Source organism: Francisella opportunistica (assembly GCF_003347135.1).
GTDB classification, from domain to species: Bacteria; Pseudomonadota; Gammaproteobacteria; order Francisellales; family Francisellaceae; genus Francisella; species Francisella opportunistica.
Genome location: NZ_CP022377.1, coordinates 269,435 through 287,478, shown reverse-complemented (window position 1 = coordinate 287,478; position 18,044 = coordinate 269,435). Strand labels below are relative to the sequence as shown.

Sequence of the window (18,044 nt, the reverse complement as noted above, 5' to 3'; positions counted from 1 at the left end):
AATTATCGTTAACTTTAAAGTAATTATTTAATCTAAAATATAAAAATAGGAGTAAAAATGAAAAAAATAGTTTTATTAGGTTTAGCTCTTTCTAGTAGTCTATCTTTTGGCTCAGAGTATGTTAATTTATTGGCTAGGAATAATATTAACTCGCCTGAATTAGTCAACATTTCACAACAGTTAGATGATATTCACAACTTAGAATTAAATGAAGCAGACTTAACTCAGAAAATGGATAAGTTGCAATCTGATCTTAACAAATCCAAGAAAAATCTAAAACTAGCAGAGTCAAATGGTTCTTACCTTAACTTATACCACTGGTTTGTAAATAGAAAACAATCAGGATACCTAAGTAAGTATGATTATACATCATTTCCTGCAGACTCTTTATATAGAAAGATTAAACCAGAAGAAATAAGCATGTATGCTCGATTAACATCAGTAGTTTACAATATTTCAAATGAAGCCTCTCTTTCTCAAGATGATGAGTCTTATAATGATACACAAGAAAGTATTAATTTTTATGAAAATTTATTGAGAAAAGTAAAAGATAAATTATCTAAAAAAGAAATAAATAAAATTATTGAAGAAGCAGAGGAATATGACAACAATCCACTTTTAAACAAGAAAGTCAATAATGTAAAATCTCTTAAAAAGAATCTAAGAGAAATTATAAAAACTCTCAAAAATGAACAAAAGAAAGAAAAAAGTTTAGACAATCGATTTGTCAAAAACTTAAAAGAGAGTGTTATATTTGGTGAGTTAGAGACAAGCGAATTTGAAGTTGTTAATATTCTTTATCGTAACAATTCTGAACTATCAGGGGTTATCCTTTATAGTGCAAAAGAAAATAAGATGATTATTGTTTATGCAGGTAGCAAAAGTATATCTGATTGGATCGGTAACTTACAAGCTTGGGGCTCTACTGGTAATGCTGATCATAATGTTGGTGAAGGTGGTTTTAGTATACACAAAGGTATTCTATCAATGTTTACTGAAGAGTTAAAACCAGTTAAAAATTCAATAAAAGAATTTATAGATAAGTATTCAAATACCACTCCACCGGAGATAATTGTACTAGGACATAGTTTAGGAGGATCATTATCTACATTAATGACTTATCATATTAAATCGCATATATTACCAGCATATACTAAAAATAATCCTGTGATGAAAAATGCGAAAGTATATAACATTAGTTTTGGTGCTCCTAGATTTGTTGATAGCAAAGGCGCTAAAATTATTGAAGAAAAAGTTGGTAAAGGAAATATTATAAGATTTTGGAATGCTAGAGATCTAGTACCTTCTATCATGTTGGGCTCACTTAACTCAAAACATGTAGGTATAGATATACCTTTAAAAGATAGATTCTCACATGAATGGTATAAGCCAATACTAACCCACCACTCTATGCAACGTTATTGGAATCTCTCTAAAGAAAGTTTTGAGGAAGTCAGAGATGAAAATATCAAAAAAATACACCAACAAGACGATATCAGTATACTTGCTGATTACTTAGAGTATCTAACTGAATCTAAGGATACTACTAAAGATAAAATTAAACAATTGAGAGAAGAATTACGTCATTATAGTAAAGATACACTTAAACAAACCAAATTAGAATTAAGAGCAAAATTAAAGCAAATTATCAATAAGCTTGAAGAAAATAGTATGTCAGATAATGATATGGAGTATCGTAAAGAAATTGATGAGCTAAAATTCTTAATTTTAGAGATTGAAAAAATTCAACCCCTTAAAATTTCTATGGATACTGGTAAGCCTAAAGGTTTGCCCAAATCAATCTTAAAGCTTAAGGCACAATTAGAGAGTGATGATGATTTGTCAACTGATAACGAAGAATGGGAAGTTTTATCAACTGATGAAGAATAGAAGGTGCATAAAATAACCTCAACAAAAACTACTATAACATCTAAGCTATATTATCATCCAAGATCTCATTAATATAAGTCATATTATATGGGTTGAAATTTCAAAAAAGGAAATTTCCTAAAATGTTGTCTAAAAACTCCAAAGAAATAATTTACATTTATTTACATTTATTTACATTTATTTACGTGATATCATTAGACGTAAATATAATTTTTAGAATTAAATAATTATGAAAAGTATTTTAGTAGCCGATGACGAAAAAGAAATAAGAATCAACTTAAGAGACTTATTAGAAAAAGAAGGCTATAAAGTTTATATTGCAGATTCAGCAGAAGCTGCAGAACGTATTCTAAACTCAGAAAAAATTGACTTAATGTTATTAGATATTATGATGCCTAATGAAAGTGGCTTAGATTTTTGTAAAAGGATATGTTTACAGAAAGATATAAATATAATTATTGCTACAGCTTCAAATGATGAGATAGACCAAATTCTAGCATACGAATTTGGTGCTAAAGACTATATATCAAAACCTTTCAATAGAAAGCTTTTATTAGCAAAAATTAAAACTACAATTAATAGTGGTCTAATTCGCTCTAGATATTTATTTTTTGACGGAGTTATTTTTGATACTTTAGAGAAAACAATTCAAAATAAACAGGATATACTTTACCAACTTAGTAATATTGAATATAAAATATTGCTCTTATTGACTGAAAATGTTTTTAGTTTCGTTAACCGCAACAAACTTTTTCAAGCAGTTTATAATCGTCCTTATGATGGTTATAGCCGAAGTGTAGACGTTACAATTAGTAAAATTAGAAAAAAGATAAATGATAAAGATAAAGTTACTATACTTACAAGTTCACAAAATGGTTACTCCTTAAACAAAGAAGTAAAAAAGTTCGCCTCACAAAATGATCTAGCAGATTCCATAAAATCTTATAATCAATAGTTTGAATTGTAATTAATTTAGTAGTTTCTTTGCAGACGCATATTATTTGCATCACTTGGTGAATACATACTTGTACCCATTGTTGATGACATCAAGCTATGATATTGATAATTTCTACCATAGAAATCAAAGTAATTGTCTGTAAATTCTTCTGGAAAAGCTGCTTGAAGCGTATCCTGTTGCGCTTGTGAGTAAGGCATATACCCTTGTTGCTGCTGATTGCTACCCCAAAGCATTGTGCGTGGAATATTATCGATATCAATCACTGAAACTGGATCATCACTTAAATTAAGCTGTTTGGCACCTTGAGATTGCTGATTAGAGAATTCTGGAACACCATTTTGATATGTCTCATAAATAGCAGCATAAACATTGAAACTAATCATAACAGCTATAAATAATATTAATAATCTCATTTTAACTCTTTGATAAAATTACTATTGTTCTTTAATATTGCCAAAGCTTGTTCATAATCACAATCATTTAGTATCATTACTATCGCAATCTTGACAGATTTATTCGCTTTTAAGTAAAAATCCGCTGCTGTCTTATAATCTACTCCTGTAGCTTCACAGATAATATTTTTTGAGCGCTCAATCAGCTTTTGGTTAGTAGGTTTTACATCTACCATTAGATTTTGATAAACCTTACCCATAGCCACCATTGAAAGAGTCGATATCATATTTAGAATAAGCTTTTGAGTAGTTCCAGCTTTTAATCTTGTTGAACCTGTTAAAACTTCAGGTCCTGATACTGCCTCTATGTTGTATTTAGCGTATTGAGATATTTTTGCCTGCTTAGTACAGCTAATAGCAACTGTAGTTGCACCAAGAGAATTAGCGTACTCAAGAGCGCCAATCACATACGGTGTCCTGCCACTTGCAGCAATACCTATTACAATATCTTTAGCTGTAAGATTTATGCTCTGTAAATCTTCTTTGCCAAAATTAGCATCATCTTCAGCTCCTTCTTGGGCTTGGATAAAAGCCTTTTCTCCACCAGCTATCAAGCCTATAACTGTATTATAATCAACACTGAAAGTTGGTGGACACTCAACAGCATCTAATATACCTAATCTACCACTAGTTCCTGCCCCAACATATATAATTCTACCAGCATTTTTTAAGGCATGAGATGTTGCTGAAATCACCTCTGTTATATTATTACGCTGTTCTTTTAGAGCCTCAATCACACCATACTCTTCATCTATCATTAAACTGACTGCTTCAGCTATAGACATTGAATCAAGATTAAAGCTTCTAGGGTTTCTTTTTTCCGTATTAATATTTTCTAAGATATTCATAATTTGATTTCCTTGACTATTCCTAAAGGATAAAGATACTTACTATCTAAATATACAGGAGCAGCTGGCTCATCATCTTTACCTTTAGTTTTACTATTTTTTTTTGCTAACTCTTGTTTTTTTCTTTCAGCTATCGATTTTGATTTAGATTTACTTTGAGAAGAAGTTTTACCTTTATCATTAATTTCAGTTTTATCTTGTGGCTGATCTTGATCACCTAGCTCATCTCTAATTTCCTGTGCTTTAAAATCTAAGGCCTCTGATTGAATATATATCTTATTAATTGTATTTTTGACCGCATCAAAATCAGCTAAAATTTGTGGACTAGATGCTACTAAACTAACCTCTTGAAGTATGTCAAGTTCATAATTAAGCTGCATAACCTTATCAGGTGTAAATACAAATAAATAGCCAAACTTTGGTATAACTAACTGAATACCATTATCTTTTTTATTACCATCTTTTTTTGATTTTGGTAACCCGACAATGACCATATCACTATTTTGATTATCTATGTCAAACTCTTTTTCAAGTCCATTTGAGCCATATTCTAAACTTATAAAACTACCATAGCCTTTTTTATATTCATAGCGATGTAACTTATTCGGCTCAAATGTAAGAATATACATCGAATCATTGGTTTTAGATGCTATTACTGGTTTGCCAAAGCTCTCTCCATCAATATATGTATCTAAGCTCTTACCAACACGATGATCTCCGTTATAGTTAAAATCACTGATACCCATCAGTGTTTTACTTTGGTCATTAGGGTGAAATATAAGCACCATATTTGCCTCAAGATTACTTGCCATATCTGGCACTAGTAACCTAACTGTATCCTCATTTAACTCTGCCTTGAAATAAAGTTTTTCAGCTAACTTAAGAATATAGCTTTTATTAGTAGTAGAATACTCAGAGTAATAAACTTCCAAAGTCTCTCGATTACCTTTTTTTTGTTTAGCTTTTCGCACTAGCATTAGCTGAGGCGGAGCATCATTATTATCAAAATACCATACTACATCGATAATATTATCTTTTGTAAATTGCTCACCTGACGATGAACTACCATGCCCTCCTCCACTTATAACTGCTTGCCATTTACCAATTTGATTACCTAAAGCTTCATTATCAGCTGCTAAACCTTTAACTTCTTCATTAAGTAGGTCATCTAAAGGTATAGTTGTAGTAAATAATTTATCTGTATCATATAACAGTAAATATAATGTCCACTTACCCTTCTCAAGGTTCCAGCCTACCTTAACTTTATAGTCAGTTGCCATCTTATCTGGAATTGGCACACCTATTTTTGCATTTTTTGTAAATATATTTAACTGCCTATTTTGCTTTTGCACAAAGCCAATAAATCCTTTTGGTGCATCTTCAATACTGCCATCACCTTTTAAACGATAGATCCTCTCTTGATAATCAGTCATTGCATCAGGATTTATCATAGGTACATTAATTGGTGTAAAATCACCATCAAAATTTTGATAACTATTTGCAGCTAATGCGTTATAGATAATCCTTTCAGTAAGATCGACATGTGTACCTAGATTAAAAGCTTTATATATCACATCATAACTATCGTATTGTTGTGACTGAAAAAGTTCTGCATTTGTATTGATGGGAAAAAACGATGATATATTATCCTTATTAACTATAATTTGAAATTTACTATCACCTATTTCAAACTCAAATGATTTTGTAAAATTCATATCATCTCTAACTTTAGATATATAGGTTTCACCTAAGATTTTCTCATTATTATTTTTGATAATACTTTTAGTAGTCAGAAGGCCCATCTTAAATGTATATAAAAGACCCGTAAGCATCACCATAATCACAAATGAGAATATCAAAGCCATTAATAATGCAGAACCAGAAACTTTTGAAGTTAGTCTTTTATACATATAAACACCTAAACTTGACCCAATAAGAATATTTTACTAGTTGGTTGGCCTGACACTTTAAAAGAAATCTTAAGAGCTGCGATTGTGGCACTTTTTACTTTTATTAGTTGTTGCTGTGGTGATTGCCACTTTAGATTTGCACTGCCTTGATGAATATCAGAGTTTAAAACGTATTCAATCTTCAAATCACTGACATTATCTATTAACTCATATATTTCCGAGTCATCAGAGTTTTGTTTAACATACTCATATAAAGAATAGATTTCTTGGCCATCTTTATCTTTTTTACCACTATCTGCTACAAAGAAAACTTCTAGAATATACTTACCAACATAGTCACCAATCTTAAACTTATCTTCAACTCGTCTAGTGGTCGAGATAAAATCTAGTGTAACAGCACCAACTTTAACTAGCTCACACTCAAAAGCATTACATAAAACCAGATAATCATTAGCTTTAAGGTCTTTCTCCGCTAGGGTATCTTTTTGAAAATCATTTATTTTAAAAATATTATTTGATGAGTTAGTTTTTAAAGTTGAATCTAAGCTACTTCTTTGAATCATCAGAAAATCTGTATCTGGTTGTACACAATGAATACTTTCATTTATATTCATATTTCTAAGATCTTCCTTATGTAACATCCGCTCTTTGCAGGCTTCAACTGAAAGACTCAATCCCTGTGGCAAACCTTCTAGCTCTTGAATTGGAGCTTTTCCAATGGTTATTATCCCCATTTTCCCAAAGATATCTCCAAAGTTATCCTCTGAGTTATCCACAAGCTGTTGATAAATATCACCATACTTAGTTGTAAATCCAGCATGACCAATAGCATTATAGAAGATTTGCTTAATCAAAAGCTGATTAGTATTTATTTTATGCTTATCACTTAATTTGATATACTGCTTCTTCATATCAATATAAATACCAATAGCCATTGCCATAACTATAGCTGCTATAACCATTGAAACCATTAACTCTGGCAGTGTAAAGCCAGCAATTTTATTATTGCTCTTCGCCATCTTTATGCTTTACCTCACGCTCAATAATCTTAACACGATCTGCAACGCCGAGCTGGTCATCAATAGCAGCAATATTGACTACTTTGTATACTATATCAACATTATTAGCAGCAGCTTTTTTAGCTTTCTTATCTGCTTTTTCAGCCATTTTTCTGATATCAGCAACACTCAATGCTTTAGAACTATTCACAGCCTCTGGCTTTTCTTCTGGCTTAGCATCATTTTCTTTTTCTAATACAACTGTTTTGATAAATTCTATACCATCTTTTGTTTTAGTATCATCAAAAACCCCGGTTAGACGATAAACACTTACTCTCTCATCAAGAATAGTTGCTATTTCATCTTTTTTGTTCTCAAGAATTATATTGACTAAGACGCTATTTAGAAGAAGAAAACCTGAAGATAACACAAACAATAAAATCAAAGCAGCAAGCATTGACTCTACTATGCCAAAGCCTGCCTGTGATTTTATCTTTCGTAAGAGCATCGAAACATTTTAGATTTAGTATTATAAATTATGCTTCCTTGAACCTTCCAAAAGACATTAATTTATCATATCTTTTAGAGTTTCTTTGTTCTACTGTCATTTCAGAAAGTACTTTTAGCTCTGCAGCTATAGCCTTGCTGATATTAGTAGCAGTAGTTTCATAATCGCGATGAGCTCCACCTAGTGGCTCAGCAATTACTTCATCAACAATTTTTAATTCTTTAAGACGCCCTGATGTGATGTTCATCATTTGTGTAACTTCTGAAGCTTTCTCAGCTGTCTTGTGCAAAATTGAAGCACATCCTTCAGGTGAAATAGTTGCAAAATAACTATATTGCAGCATAAGTAATTTATCACCAACACCTATACCTAAAGCTCCACCGGAACAACCCTCACCAATCACAATACATACAACCGGAACTTTCAGAGCACTCATCTCTAATAGGTTTCTTGCAATAGCTTCACTTTGACCACGCTCTTCTGCTTTGATACCAGGGTACGCACCTGGAGTATCAATAAATGTCACAACTGGCATATTAAACTTCTCTGCTAGTTTCATAAGTCTCAGAGCTTTACGATACCCTTCTGGATGCATCATACCAAAGTTGTGTTTTATTTTACTCTTAGTATCACGACCCTTTTCCTGACCAATAACCATAACTGGTTTGTTGTTTAATTTTGCTAAACCACCGATAACAGCTAAGTCATCACCAAAAGTTCTATCACCATGTAATTCTTGAAAACCGGTGAAAATTAATGGTAATAAGTCTTTGAAATATGGTCTATCAGGGTGGCGTGATAGTTGCACTACTTGCCAATCTGTAAGCTTAGAGTAAGTAGACTCCATTAGATCAAGTCTTTTCTTGCTTAGCTTTTTAATCTCAGCTTCTGTCTTTTCATCTTCAAATATATGCGATAAAGATGTGATTTTATCTTCGATTTCTTTTATTTTTGACTCAAAGTCTAAATAATTCATTTATTTTCTCCTTTCAAATACAAATCAACCCGTAAAAATCGCTACATGATATTCTAAAGTATTTTAGCAAAATAAAAAAGTAACAACGACTGATTTTGAAAGTTTGTTATGCTAAACATTTATAATATAATCATTGATATCAAATAAGATTCTACAATTTAGCTACTATGCAAGATACTTCTAACCATACCCCGATGATACAACAATATTTAAAAATTAAATCACAATATCAAGATATATTATTATTTTATCGTATGGGTGATTTTTATGAGCTTTTTTTTGATGATGCTAAAAAAGCTGCTGAACTTTTAGATATCACTCTCACTGCTCGTGGTAAATCAAATGGCGAATCGATTCCAATGGCTGGAGTCCCCTATCACGCTGCTGAAGCTTATATTGCAAAAATTGTCAAAAAAGGTCTATCGATCGCTATCTGTGAACAAATTGGTGATCCAAATACTTCAAAAGGTCCAGTTGAGAGACAAGTCACACGCATTATAACTCCAGCGACTGTTTCTGAAGAAGCTTTTTTAGATAGTAATCAAGATAGTATCCTTGTGAGTATTTTTGTCAAAAATAACAAATATAATCTAGCATACACTAGCTATACTCAAGGCAAAATTTATCTAGTTAAAGCACTAACTAACCTAAATGAACTAAAAAATGCTGTTCTAAAACTATCACCTCAAGAAATTATCACTAACTCTCGTGAACTTGCTCAGCAAAATCCTTTTAAAAAAACGATTAAAGTTCTAGAAGAATGGTACTATAGCAATTTTGAGTCAAAAAAATATATTAACGACTCTTTTGATACAAATATTGCTAATAACATCCTCAATCTTTATAAAACTGATCAGCTAACAACTATTGGCTCAATACTTAGCTATCTTGCAAATATTCTCAAGGATACTCCAAGACATATTACTGATATTAGTTATAAACAAGAGCAAGATATCCTTAATATAGATATAAACAGCCGCACAAATCTTGAGCTTGATAATAACTCAAAAAGCAGCTTACTAGGCATAATTGGCAAATGTAAGACTAGTCTTGGTAGTCGTCTCCTAAAAAGGTATTTTAGCAATCCAACAAGAAACTTAAACATACTAGCTGCTCGCCATAGTATTATAAATAGCTTAAGTGAAAATCAGCACTTTTTGAAAATTCAAGATGTACTTAATTATATCAGTGATATCGAAAGAATAATCTCACGAGTTGCACTTGGAACCGTAAAGCCTAAAGATCTTGTCTCACTGCGCGATTCTCTTGAGCAATTACCAACACTCAAAAAACTCCTTAATGACAAAAATACTCGAGAGATTGAAAATATCAATAAGCATATTCACCAACTTGACGAGCTTGTCACGCTTTTAGATAAAGCAGTTGTTGAGAACCCTCCAGTAACTATTCGTGATGGTGGCGTCATTAAAGCTGGTTTTGATAAAGAGTTAGATGAACTAAAAAGCATAAAAGATAATTCTTATGATTTTCTAGTTAAATTTGAAGAGTTACAAAAACAAAAAACTGGTATAAATACACTTAAAGTTGGTTACAATCGTGTCCATGGCTATTATATCGAATTATCTAAACAATATGCTGATAAAGTCCCAACTGAATACGTTAGGCGCCAAACTTTAAAAGCTAGTGAGCGCTATATCACCGAAGAGCTAAAGAATTTTGAAGATAAAATTCTTTCGTCAAAAGAAAAGGCCCTAGCCCGTGAAAAATTAATCTATGATACACTGTTAAAGAAAGTTCTAGAATACTATAAGCAAATCCAAGAAACTGCAGTAAGTATTGCAAAAATAGATGTCTTAGCAAATTTTGCTGAAAGAGCTATTAAGCTTAAACTTAGCCAGCCTAAGTTTAATAACTTAGCAAAACTAGAACTTAAACAAGTTCGTCACCTAGCAATTGAACAGAATATTGATGAGCCTTTTATTCCTAACGATACATTGCTAAGCAAAGATGCTCACACATTACAAATAATCACAGGTCCAAATATGGGTGGTAAGTCTACATATATGCGCCAAGTTGCTCAACTAATATTCTTAGCTTACATAGGCTCATTTGTACCAGCAAGTTATGCAAATATCTGTGACATTGATACTATCTACACAAGAATTGGTGCATCTGATGATATTTCTAGTGGTAGGTCAACTTTTATGGTTGAAATGACTGAAACAGCGTATATCCTCAATAATGCTAGTGCTAAATCGCTAGTAATAATGGATGAAATAGGTCGTGGCACAAGCACTTTTGATGGGCTGGCTTTAGCTAAGGCATGTGCAGAGAAATTTGCCAAAATAGGTGCATTTACTTTGTTTGCAACACATTATTTTGAGCTCACAGAATTAGCCAAACAATATCCAAATGTATGCAATATCCACTTTGAAGCTAAAGAATATAAGGATAATATCTACTTTATGCACAAAGCTGTTGCGGGAGCAGCTAAAAAATCCTATGGCATCCAAGTAGCCAAACTTGCTGGTATATCTCAAGATGTCTTAGAATCAGCAAAACAGAATCTATATAATCTCGAAAAAAGACAGCAGCTAACAGAGTTAAATCAAATTCAAGGTCACCTTGAATTTGAGCCAACTAACCAAAAAAATCCTTTACAACAAAAACTTGATACGATTGATATCAACACAATAACACCTCTAGAAGCACTAAATATACTCTTTGAACTAAAAAAACACTAAATTTAATTATATAAACCTTTTTCAATTTGCTATAATTTTGAAAAATATAAAACTTTATAAAAGTCTTAGGAAAAATCATGCAAAATAATGAAATTCAACCATCTTTCTTAATTCAAAAAGTATATACAAAAGATATTTCTTTTGAGACTATTAACTCACCTGCTTGTTTTAAAGAACAATGGAACCCTAGTTCTGATTTTAACATTGATATAAATACCACAAAAATAAATGATGAAAATTTCGAACTAGACCTAACTATTACTGTAACTACAAAAAATAATGATACTAATGCTTATATAGCTGAAGTTACTCAGTCTGGTATATTTACAATTATAGGTATGGCAGCAGAACAAATTGATTCGGTACTTAATACATATTGTGCAAATACTCTTTTTCCTTATGCAAAAAGGATAATTGACTCTTCTATAATCAAAGGAGGTTTTTTACCTCTTAACCTTGCACCAATTAATTTTGATGCAATATACCTAAAAAAGAAATCTTCTTCAAAGCGTGAGCATTAATCTATTTGCAGTAGCAACAATCTAATCGTATTGCAAAACTCTAGAATTTATAATAAAATTGATAGACATACTTATAGTAAATAGTTAGCTCTTAATATATTAATGTTCTATCCCATAAATTATTTTATCACAACACTAATCAACGCTAATATATTTGATAATCTACAAAGCTATTGATAAGTTGTAATAGGGGTTAATCTACATGTCAACTGTATTAGAAAATAAGCCTAGGGTTTTAGTGGTTGATCCAATTGCTTCTGCAGATTATCTTATAACAGAGTTACATAAATTTTCTATAGAAACTTTTATATTATTTACTATAGACCTGACAAAAATATCATCTAATTTTTCTTTTAAATCTAAACTGGTAAATGAAAAAAATATTTTCATTGCTAAAAAAGGTATTATTGATATAGCAAAGTTTAAAAGATTAAATATTGATTATGTAATTTGTGGCTATGAAGATTCTGTAGCAATAGCAGATTATCTTATGAAGCAAATAGCTACAAATTACTCAAATGATCCGTGTACCTCACAATATAGGAATAACAAGTACCTTATGCACAAGGTGCTGAAGGCCAATCAGCTAAATTATATTAAACAAGAAATTATTAGTCCAAAAAATATTAAAAATAACCATTTTAGTTACCCTTGTTTTATTAAACCATTAAATGGCAGTGCAAGTGTTGGCGCTGCCATTTTAAACTCCGAAGCTGAATTAAATAATTACATAAAACAAGATTTTTATTCACCTATAGGTAGAGTCTATAAAGAGTTCATTATTTCCGAGTATATTCAAGGCATAGAATATGCTGTTGATACCTTTTCAAAAAATGGTGAACACTGCATATCATTTATACAAAGACATGTTACTAAAATATATCATGGTGTTCCAGTAACGTTATCTTTAGAGTTAGAGAAAGATACAACTATAATAGCTAAAATTGCTGAGTATGCTAAACTAGTTTTGACAAAGCTTGGACTTAGAAATGGTTTTGCTCACACAGAAATTTTTTTTACTGCAGAGCATAAGCCAGTTTTAATTGAACTAAACCCACGAATTTCTGGAGCTTCTGGAGCGCTAAATATTCTAGCCTCGTGTTCTGGTCTTGATACTCAGATTGAAATTTTTGCACAGAAAATTTTCAATAAAGAACTTGCTAAAAAAGAAAAATTTTTTTCAAAAGTTCTATGTCTATATAACTTCTCTAACAAGCCTTTACCAGATCTAAGTTTGTTAAAATTAAAATATCCTTCGATAAATATAGTCGACCAGAAAAAGCCAGTAGGGTATACTAGAGCAAATATGCTTAATTTGTATAAATCAGATGTAGTAGCTTTTATAACACTTAAACATAAAAACCTAGAACAGTTAGAAAAAGATTATAAAAATATATTAGCGCTGGATTTAAATAGTAATTATTTTTTAAATGAAACACTATAAAGTAGAGAGATGAATAGTAATAGTAAGATAAAAATTTTAGGATCTATAATGATTATTGTCGGTACCATGATTGGCGGCGGCATATTAGCTTTACCAATAATTACTGCTAAGCTTGGCTTTGTAATAGGTTCGATCCTCATATTCATAGTTTGGAGCATAATGACCTACACCGCGGTAGTTATATCAGATATTTCATGCTCGATGCCTTATGGCAGCAGCTTTAAAACCATAACAGAGAAGTACCTTGGTAAACCAGGAGGGGTTGTTGCAAGTATTGCTTTTTTGATATTAATGTATTTTATAAGTACCGCGTATATCTCTGCGGCTGCATCTTCATTATCGACATCATTTCCAAGACTTGATGAAAAACTATCATCGTTAATCTTTGTAATTATCTTTGGTAGTATCGTGGTCTTAGGAACTAGATTCGTTGACTATGCTAATAGGTTTTTTATAATCCTGAAGATCTTAGTTTTAGTAATATTGTGTGTAGTTTTTAACAAATATATTGAGGTTCCTAATCTTTTTGTAGCCCCTGTTGATCTTGGAATATCACTAATAATAGCTATACCTGTTTTTACAACATCTTTTACCTCACATATTATCGTACCGGCATTATCTGACTACCTTGGTAAAAACGCTAGAGATATGAAGCGCATTGTTATAATAGGTAGTATTATCCCATTAATCTTATATTTAGTATGGGTAGTAACTATTCTAGGTGTATTACCGTTACATGGTCCAATCAGCTTTATGGATTCGATTTTCAATCATATTCCAGTAGGTAAGGCTAATATCGGCGATATCCTAAAAACGCTAGGTAGTAAAGTAAGTACTCCAACAACAGATGCTGTATTACATATTTTTACTTATGTAGCGATTATGACATCATTCCTAAGCGTGAACTTATCTCTGTTTCATTTTAATTTAGATACTTATAAGTTATATAAGACTAAAAAAGCTATAGCTTATTCAATAGCAGCAGTACTAACCTTTGCTATACCACTAATAATAAACCAAATGGATCCAGACATCTTTATTTATGCGATGACTTGTGTTGGTTTATCAATTGCTGTTCTATTAATGATTATGCCAGCGCTTATGGCATTTAAAATAAATAGCCTTGGTGAGAATTTCAATTACAAGATATCAACCTATAAAAGTCTATGGCTAATTTCACTAGTTTCTGGTGTAATAGTTATATTATGTGTTGTTGCTTAAAACTTAAGTATGACTAATCTAGAGCATATCAATAACTTTCTTGATAATTTACTTTATCTCAAAAACTACTCTAAAGAAACTATCAATAATTACCAAAGAGATTTAATACAACTACATGAATCACTTAATGGTAAAAACATTACTAGCTTAGCTCATAGTGATATATTGATATGGGTAAAGAAGCTACATGCTCAAGGTAACTCTCCTAAGACACTTCAGCGTAAACTTAGTTCGGTGAGAAGTTTTTTTAATTTTCTAGTAAATAGTGAAATGGTATCACAAAATCCAGCTAGTGGTATCAAAGCACCTAAAAGTAGTAAAAGACTACCCAAAGCAGTAAATACAGATGAACTAGCATATCTACTAGATATAAATCCAAGCAATGATATTGAAGCCCGTGATATTGCTTGTTTTGATCTGTTATACAGCTGTGGCATTAGACTTAGTGAACTATCGTCAATTGAGCTTAAAGATATCAGTATCTCTCAGAAAAGTATCCGTGTTACAGGCAAAGGCAACAAACAGCGCATCGCATACTTTGGTCCTAAAACTCTCAATAATCTCGATAGATGGCTTAAAATCAGAGATATTTTTAAACCAAGCTGTGATTATCTATTTATTTCTCGTGATGGTAAACATTTGACAAATAGATCGATACAAAAGCGCCTTGAAATATTTGCTCAAAAATATGCTAGTCGTCATATCCACCCACATATGTTACGTCATTCTTTCGCTAGTCATGTACTTGATTCATCTAAAGATCTATTAGCTGTAAAAGATCTGTTAGGTCATGCTGATATTTCTAGTACACAGATATACACACATTTAAACTTCCAACAATTAGCAAGCGTTTTTGATAAGGCACATCCTCGAGCAAAGAAAAAGTAATGAAGATAAATATTTCTAACTTAGATGTAAAAAGTCACCTTAATAAGCTTACAGAAGACAATCTAGAATATACGCTTTGTCAACAGCATAAATATCTCTATCTCGAAAATGATAATCTAAAACTTCATTATGATAATAAAGAATTATTTATAGATTTTAATGTTAGTGAAATCTTAAATAGAATAAACCCTAAAGCTAAGAAATGTAGTGTTATACAAGCAGTTGAAGGTCGCTCTAAAGCTAAGCTTGCTATCCTTGATACTACAGCTGGGTTAGGCAGAGATACCTTTACATTAGCCGCTAGAGGCCATACTCTAATAACACTAGAAAAAGATCCTTATCTCTATCTACTCCTAAAAGATGCTTTACAAAGAGCTCAACAAATAGATTATCTCAGAGAGATTGTCATTAAAATAACCTTAATCAATATAGAAAGTAATCAGTATATACTTACAACTAATAGGTCTTTTGATTGTATCTATATCGATCCAATGTTTCCACCACGTAAAAAAAGTGCCAAAGTTAAACAAGGCATGCAAATACTCCATCAAGTTGCATTTAATGATGAGATATCTAACTCCAATTTATTAGATAACATTATACAAGGACAAATAACCAAAAAAGCTGTAGTCAAAAGACCTATAAATGCCGAGTTTCTTAGTAACAAAAAGCCAAGCTCTCAGCTTAAAGGCAAGACTAATAGATTTGATATTTATAGTCTATAAAAACGTTAAACACTTCTTTTAGCATTAGTATACGAAGCAACAATAACTATTCCTGCAATAAATAGCAATACTGCTGATAGCCAATAGTATGGAACAAAATCTCTAAAATACTGTGGTGCATTTTGAATAACCATAGCAGAGTTTGCATAATTAACAGCATAACTTATCAATTCTATAGCAAGAAACAATAAACCCAAAGCTAGCCTGAAGGCAAGAAATACACAACCTACTACAATTAACATATAACATAAGTACTCGAAGCCAAATAGCATCGTATAATCTATTATATATGGATTTACATATTTGTACATTAGCCCAACCCATACAGCTAAAATAATTAATGCAACAACTGATACTAATAATTTTTTTTGCTTTGTCGCTTTAATATAAGTTGGATTTCTTAACCATACCATGGCTGCCAAGATAGCAGTTAGTATCTGTGCAGATAGATAAATCAAAGAAGTTGATATTCCATACTTACCATAAATAAACACCTTTAGAATTAAACTAGCTAGTACAAATACCCATGCATAACTATTTTTTTTAAAAACTAAAAACGCAAATACTAACATACATGCATTAGCTATACAGTCATAAATAACGTAGTCTAAAGTAATCATAAGACCTCTTAAATTTTAAAAACCGCTTAATGCTTGTAATATAAACATATATAATTGCAAATATAAAGTTTTAAATATTGTTTTTATAAATTATCTAAACTATCTATATTTTACTAATAATTCATAGACATATTTGCAAATATAGCTTATGTGAAGATGATAATGTTTATAGTTGGCGTGCTACAAATGGTATAGTAGCATTCTCTCAGCCAGCGCCTATTTTGTTCAAAATTATCAAAAAATAGGCGTTTGTTTATCATAAAAACCAAATCCAACAAAAAACTCTATAGAATAACAACTTGCTTCTTCGAAATAGAATAAACTCTATTTAGATAACGACAATCCACAAGCAAAGATATCACAACCAACTGAAGTAGTTAAATTAAAAATTATCTCAACTACTAATAGCGAAAGCCGCTTTGTGTATAATAAGAAATTAGCAATAATACTAGAGCCTAATTTGGCAGCTGGAGATCATCTAATATTCTAAATGGTATACCCTTACCTTACATATTTGAAAATAGCATCTGCAAAGTTAATCGACACAATCCAGGTCAAATAACTATTGCCATTCAAGGTAGAATGAAAGATCATAAAAATATTAAGCGCTGATGATTCTAAATTTTATAGAAGACAAGTATTAGATAGATAAATTTAATCTAAGTACCCTTTTGATTAGAACTAATTTTATATATACTTGATATAATTAGCACTTTGAGAATTTAATAATGTCAAAATTTCATAAAAATGTCTTTAGCGTTATAGTTTGTATATTATGTTTTTTATCTCTTGCTAAAGCAGCTGATACAAAAGTCTATTCTTGGCGCGCTGAGAATGGTAATGTGGTATTTTCAGCGGAAAAACCTAGTGATGATGTCGATTATAAAATTATCGAAGTAGGTCAGCCTACAGTTATTGATACTAAAGCTTCGCAAAATCCTAGTGATGATAAACCTGTTAAAATAAATCAATCCGATGTGGCAAAATTAGCGACATCAGACTTAGCTGAGAAGAACAAAGAAGTCCTTGAGGAAGGTCAAAATGCTGATTTAAATGTCGAGATTACCTCACCTGCTAATGATGCTAACATTTTTACCAAAGAAGACAAAGTTGCCATTTCAACTAATCCTCAAATAGCTAGCAATGATAGCCCAACGTTTATAATAAATGGTTCGGCTATTCCAGCAACCTATGAGGATGGACAATGGAAAATTGCTCGACCTACCCCTGGCGAGAATAAACTTAGTATCTCTGGACGCACTGCTCAAGGTAATGAAATAAAATCAACTAATCAAGTAACTTTTTACATCAAAAATGGCTGGTTACAGCAAGCTAAAAATACTGGCAACTATCGTGGCAATTAATAAACACTATTTATCT

16 protein-coding genes are annotated in these 18,044 nt (G+C 31.4%); 9 read left to right on the top strand and 7 right to left on the bottom strand.

Going from position 1 to position 18,044, the window contains the following annotated elements; all coding sequences use genetic code 11:
* Positions 1-57: 57 nt before the first annotated feature.
* On the top strand, positions 58-1,890 hold the full coding sequence (locus CGC45_RS01420; RefSeq protein WP_071628628.1) for a lipase family protein: 1,833 nt from the start codon (positions 58-60) through the stop codon (positions 1,888-1,890).
* 229 nt (positions 1,891-2,119) lie between these two features.
* Positions 2,120-2,845 (top strand): response regulator transcription factor, encoded by a 726-nt coding sequence (locus CGC45_RS01415; protein ID WP_071628627.1) that lies wholly within the window; start codon positions 2,120-2,122, stop codon positions 2,843-2,845.
* Between the two features lie 17 nt (positions 2,846-2,862).
* On the opposite strand, the gene CGC45_RS01410 is transcribed toward CGC45_RS01415, so the two are convergent.
* From CGC45_RS01410 to CGC45_RS01385, 6 genes are read right to left on the bottom strand one after another with little or no spacing between them, the layout of a single operon-like run.
* The gene (locus CGC45_RS01410; RefSeq protein ID WP_071628626.1) at positions 2,863-3,261 is read right to left on the bottom strand and encodes a hypothetical protein; all 399 of its coding nucleotides are present in this window, start codon (positions 3,259-3,261) and stop codon (positions 2,863-2,865) included.
* Complete coding sequence (gene murQ, locus CGC45_RS01405; protein WP_071628625.1) at positions 3,258-4,148, bottom strand: N-acetylmuramic acid 6-phosphate etherase; 891 nt, start codon at positions 4,146-4,148, stop codon at positions 3,258-3,260. Before murQ ends, CGC45_RS01410 begins: the two co-directional genes overlap by 4 nt.
* Positions 4,145-6,058: a hypothetical protein gene (locus tag CGC45_RS01400; protein WP_071628624.1), complete on the bottom strand. Its 1,914-nt coding sequence runs from the start codon at positions 6,056-6,058 to the stop codon at positions 4,145-4,147. Before CGC45_RS01400 ends, murQ begins: the two co-directional genes overlap by 4 nt.
* An 8-nt stretch (positions 6,059-6,066) precedes the next feature.
* The gene (locus tag CGC45_RS01395) at positions 6,067-7,077 is read right to left on the bottom strand and encodes a PilW family protein (protein WP_071628623.1); all 1,011 of its coding nucleotides are present in this window, start codon (positions 7,075-7,077) and stop codon (positions 6,067-6,069) included.
* Positions 7,061-7,564 carry a pilus assembly protein gene (locus CGC45_RS01390; RefSeq protein ID WP_071628622.1) on the bottom strand — a complete coding sequence of 168 codons (504 nt, stop codon included), beginning with the start codon at positions 7,562-7,564 and terminating at the stop codon, positions 7,061-7,063. The genes CGC45_RS01395 and CGC45_RS01390 overlap by 17 nt, the downstream gene beginning before the upstream one ends.
* A gap of 28 nt (positions 7,565-7,592) precedes the next feature.
* On the bottom strand, positions 7,593-8,540 hold the full coding sequence (locus CGC45_RS01385; protein ID WP_071628621.1) for an acetyl-CoA carboxylase carboxyltransferase subunit alpha: 948 nt from the start codon (positions 8,538-8,540) through the stop codon (positions 7,593-7,595).
* A gap of 167 nt (positions 8,541-8,707) precedes the next feature.
* Here CGC45_RS01385 and mutS point away from each other — a divergent pair, with 167 nt between their 5' ends.
* The 6 genes from mutS to CGC45_RS01355 all read left to right on the top strand — a co-directional run bounded on the left by mutS (position 8,708) and on the right by CGC45_RS01355 (position 16,044).
* Positions 8,708-11,245, top strand: coding sequence for a DNA mismatch repair protein MutS (mutS, locus tag CGC45_RS01380; RefSeq protein WP_071628620.1), 2,538 nt, complete (start codon positions 8,708-8,710; stop codon positions 11,243-11,245).
* A 77-nt stretch (positions 11,246-11,322) separates the two neighbouring features.
* A complete protein-coding gene (gene secB / locus CGC45_RS01375) occupies positions 11,323-11,766 on the top strand; it encodes a protein-export chaperone SecB (RefSeq protein ID WP_071628619.1) in 444 nt (147 codons plus the stop codon).
* A 202-nt stretch (positions 11,767-11,968) separates the two neighbouring features.
* Complete coding sequence (locus CGC45_RS01370; protein ID WP_071628618.1) at positions 11,969-13,210, top strand: ATP-grasp domain-containing protein; 1,242 nt, start codon at positions 11,969-11,971, stop codon at positions 13,208-13,210.
* A 9-nt stretch (positions 13,211-13,219) separates the two neighbouring features.
* Positions 13,220-14,431, top strand: a complete 1,212-nt coding sequence (locus tag CGC45_RS01365; RefSeq protein ID WP_071628617.1) for an amino acid permease — start codon at positions 13,220-13,222, stop codon at positions 14,429-14,431.
* A 9-nt stretch (positions 14,432-14,440) separates the two neighbouring features.
* Positions 14,441-15,319, top strand: coding sequence for a tyrosine-type recombinase/integrase (locus tag CGC45_RS01360; RefSeq protein WP_071628616.1), 879 nt, complete (start codon positions 14,441-14,443; stop codon positions 15,317-15,319).
* The gene (locus tag CGC45_RS01355) at positions 15,319-16,044 is read left to right on the top strand and encodes a class I SAM-dependent methyltransferase (protein ID WP_084387429.1); all 726 of its coding nucleotides are present in this window, start codon (positions 15,319-15,321) and stop codon (positions 16,042-16,044) included. Before CGC45_RS01360 ends, CGC45_RS01355 begins: the two co-directional genes overlap by 1 nt.
* 5 nt (positions 16,045-16,049) lie before the next feature.
* On the opposite strand, the gene CGC45_RS01350 is transcribed toward CGC45_RS01355, so the two are convergent.
* Positions 16,050-16,664 (bottom strand): hypothetical protein, encoded by a 615-nt coding sequence (locus tag CGC45_RS01350; protein ID WP_114702010.1) that lies wholly within the window; start codon positions 16,662-16,664, stop codon positions 16,050-16,052.
* 728 nt (positions 16,665-17,392) lie between these two features.
* Between CGC45_RS01350 and CGC45_RS01340 the strand changes: the two genes are divergently transcribed.
* Positions 17,393-18,028, top strand: coding sequence for a DUF4124 domain-containing protein (locus CGC45_RS01340; RefSeq protein WP_071628614.1), 636 nt, complete (start codon positions 17,393-17,395; stop codon positions 18,026-18,028).
* Positions 18,029-18,044: the final 16 nt, after the last annotated feature.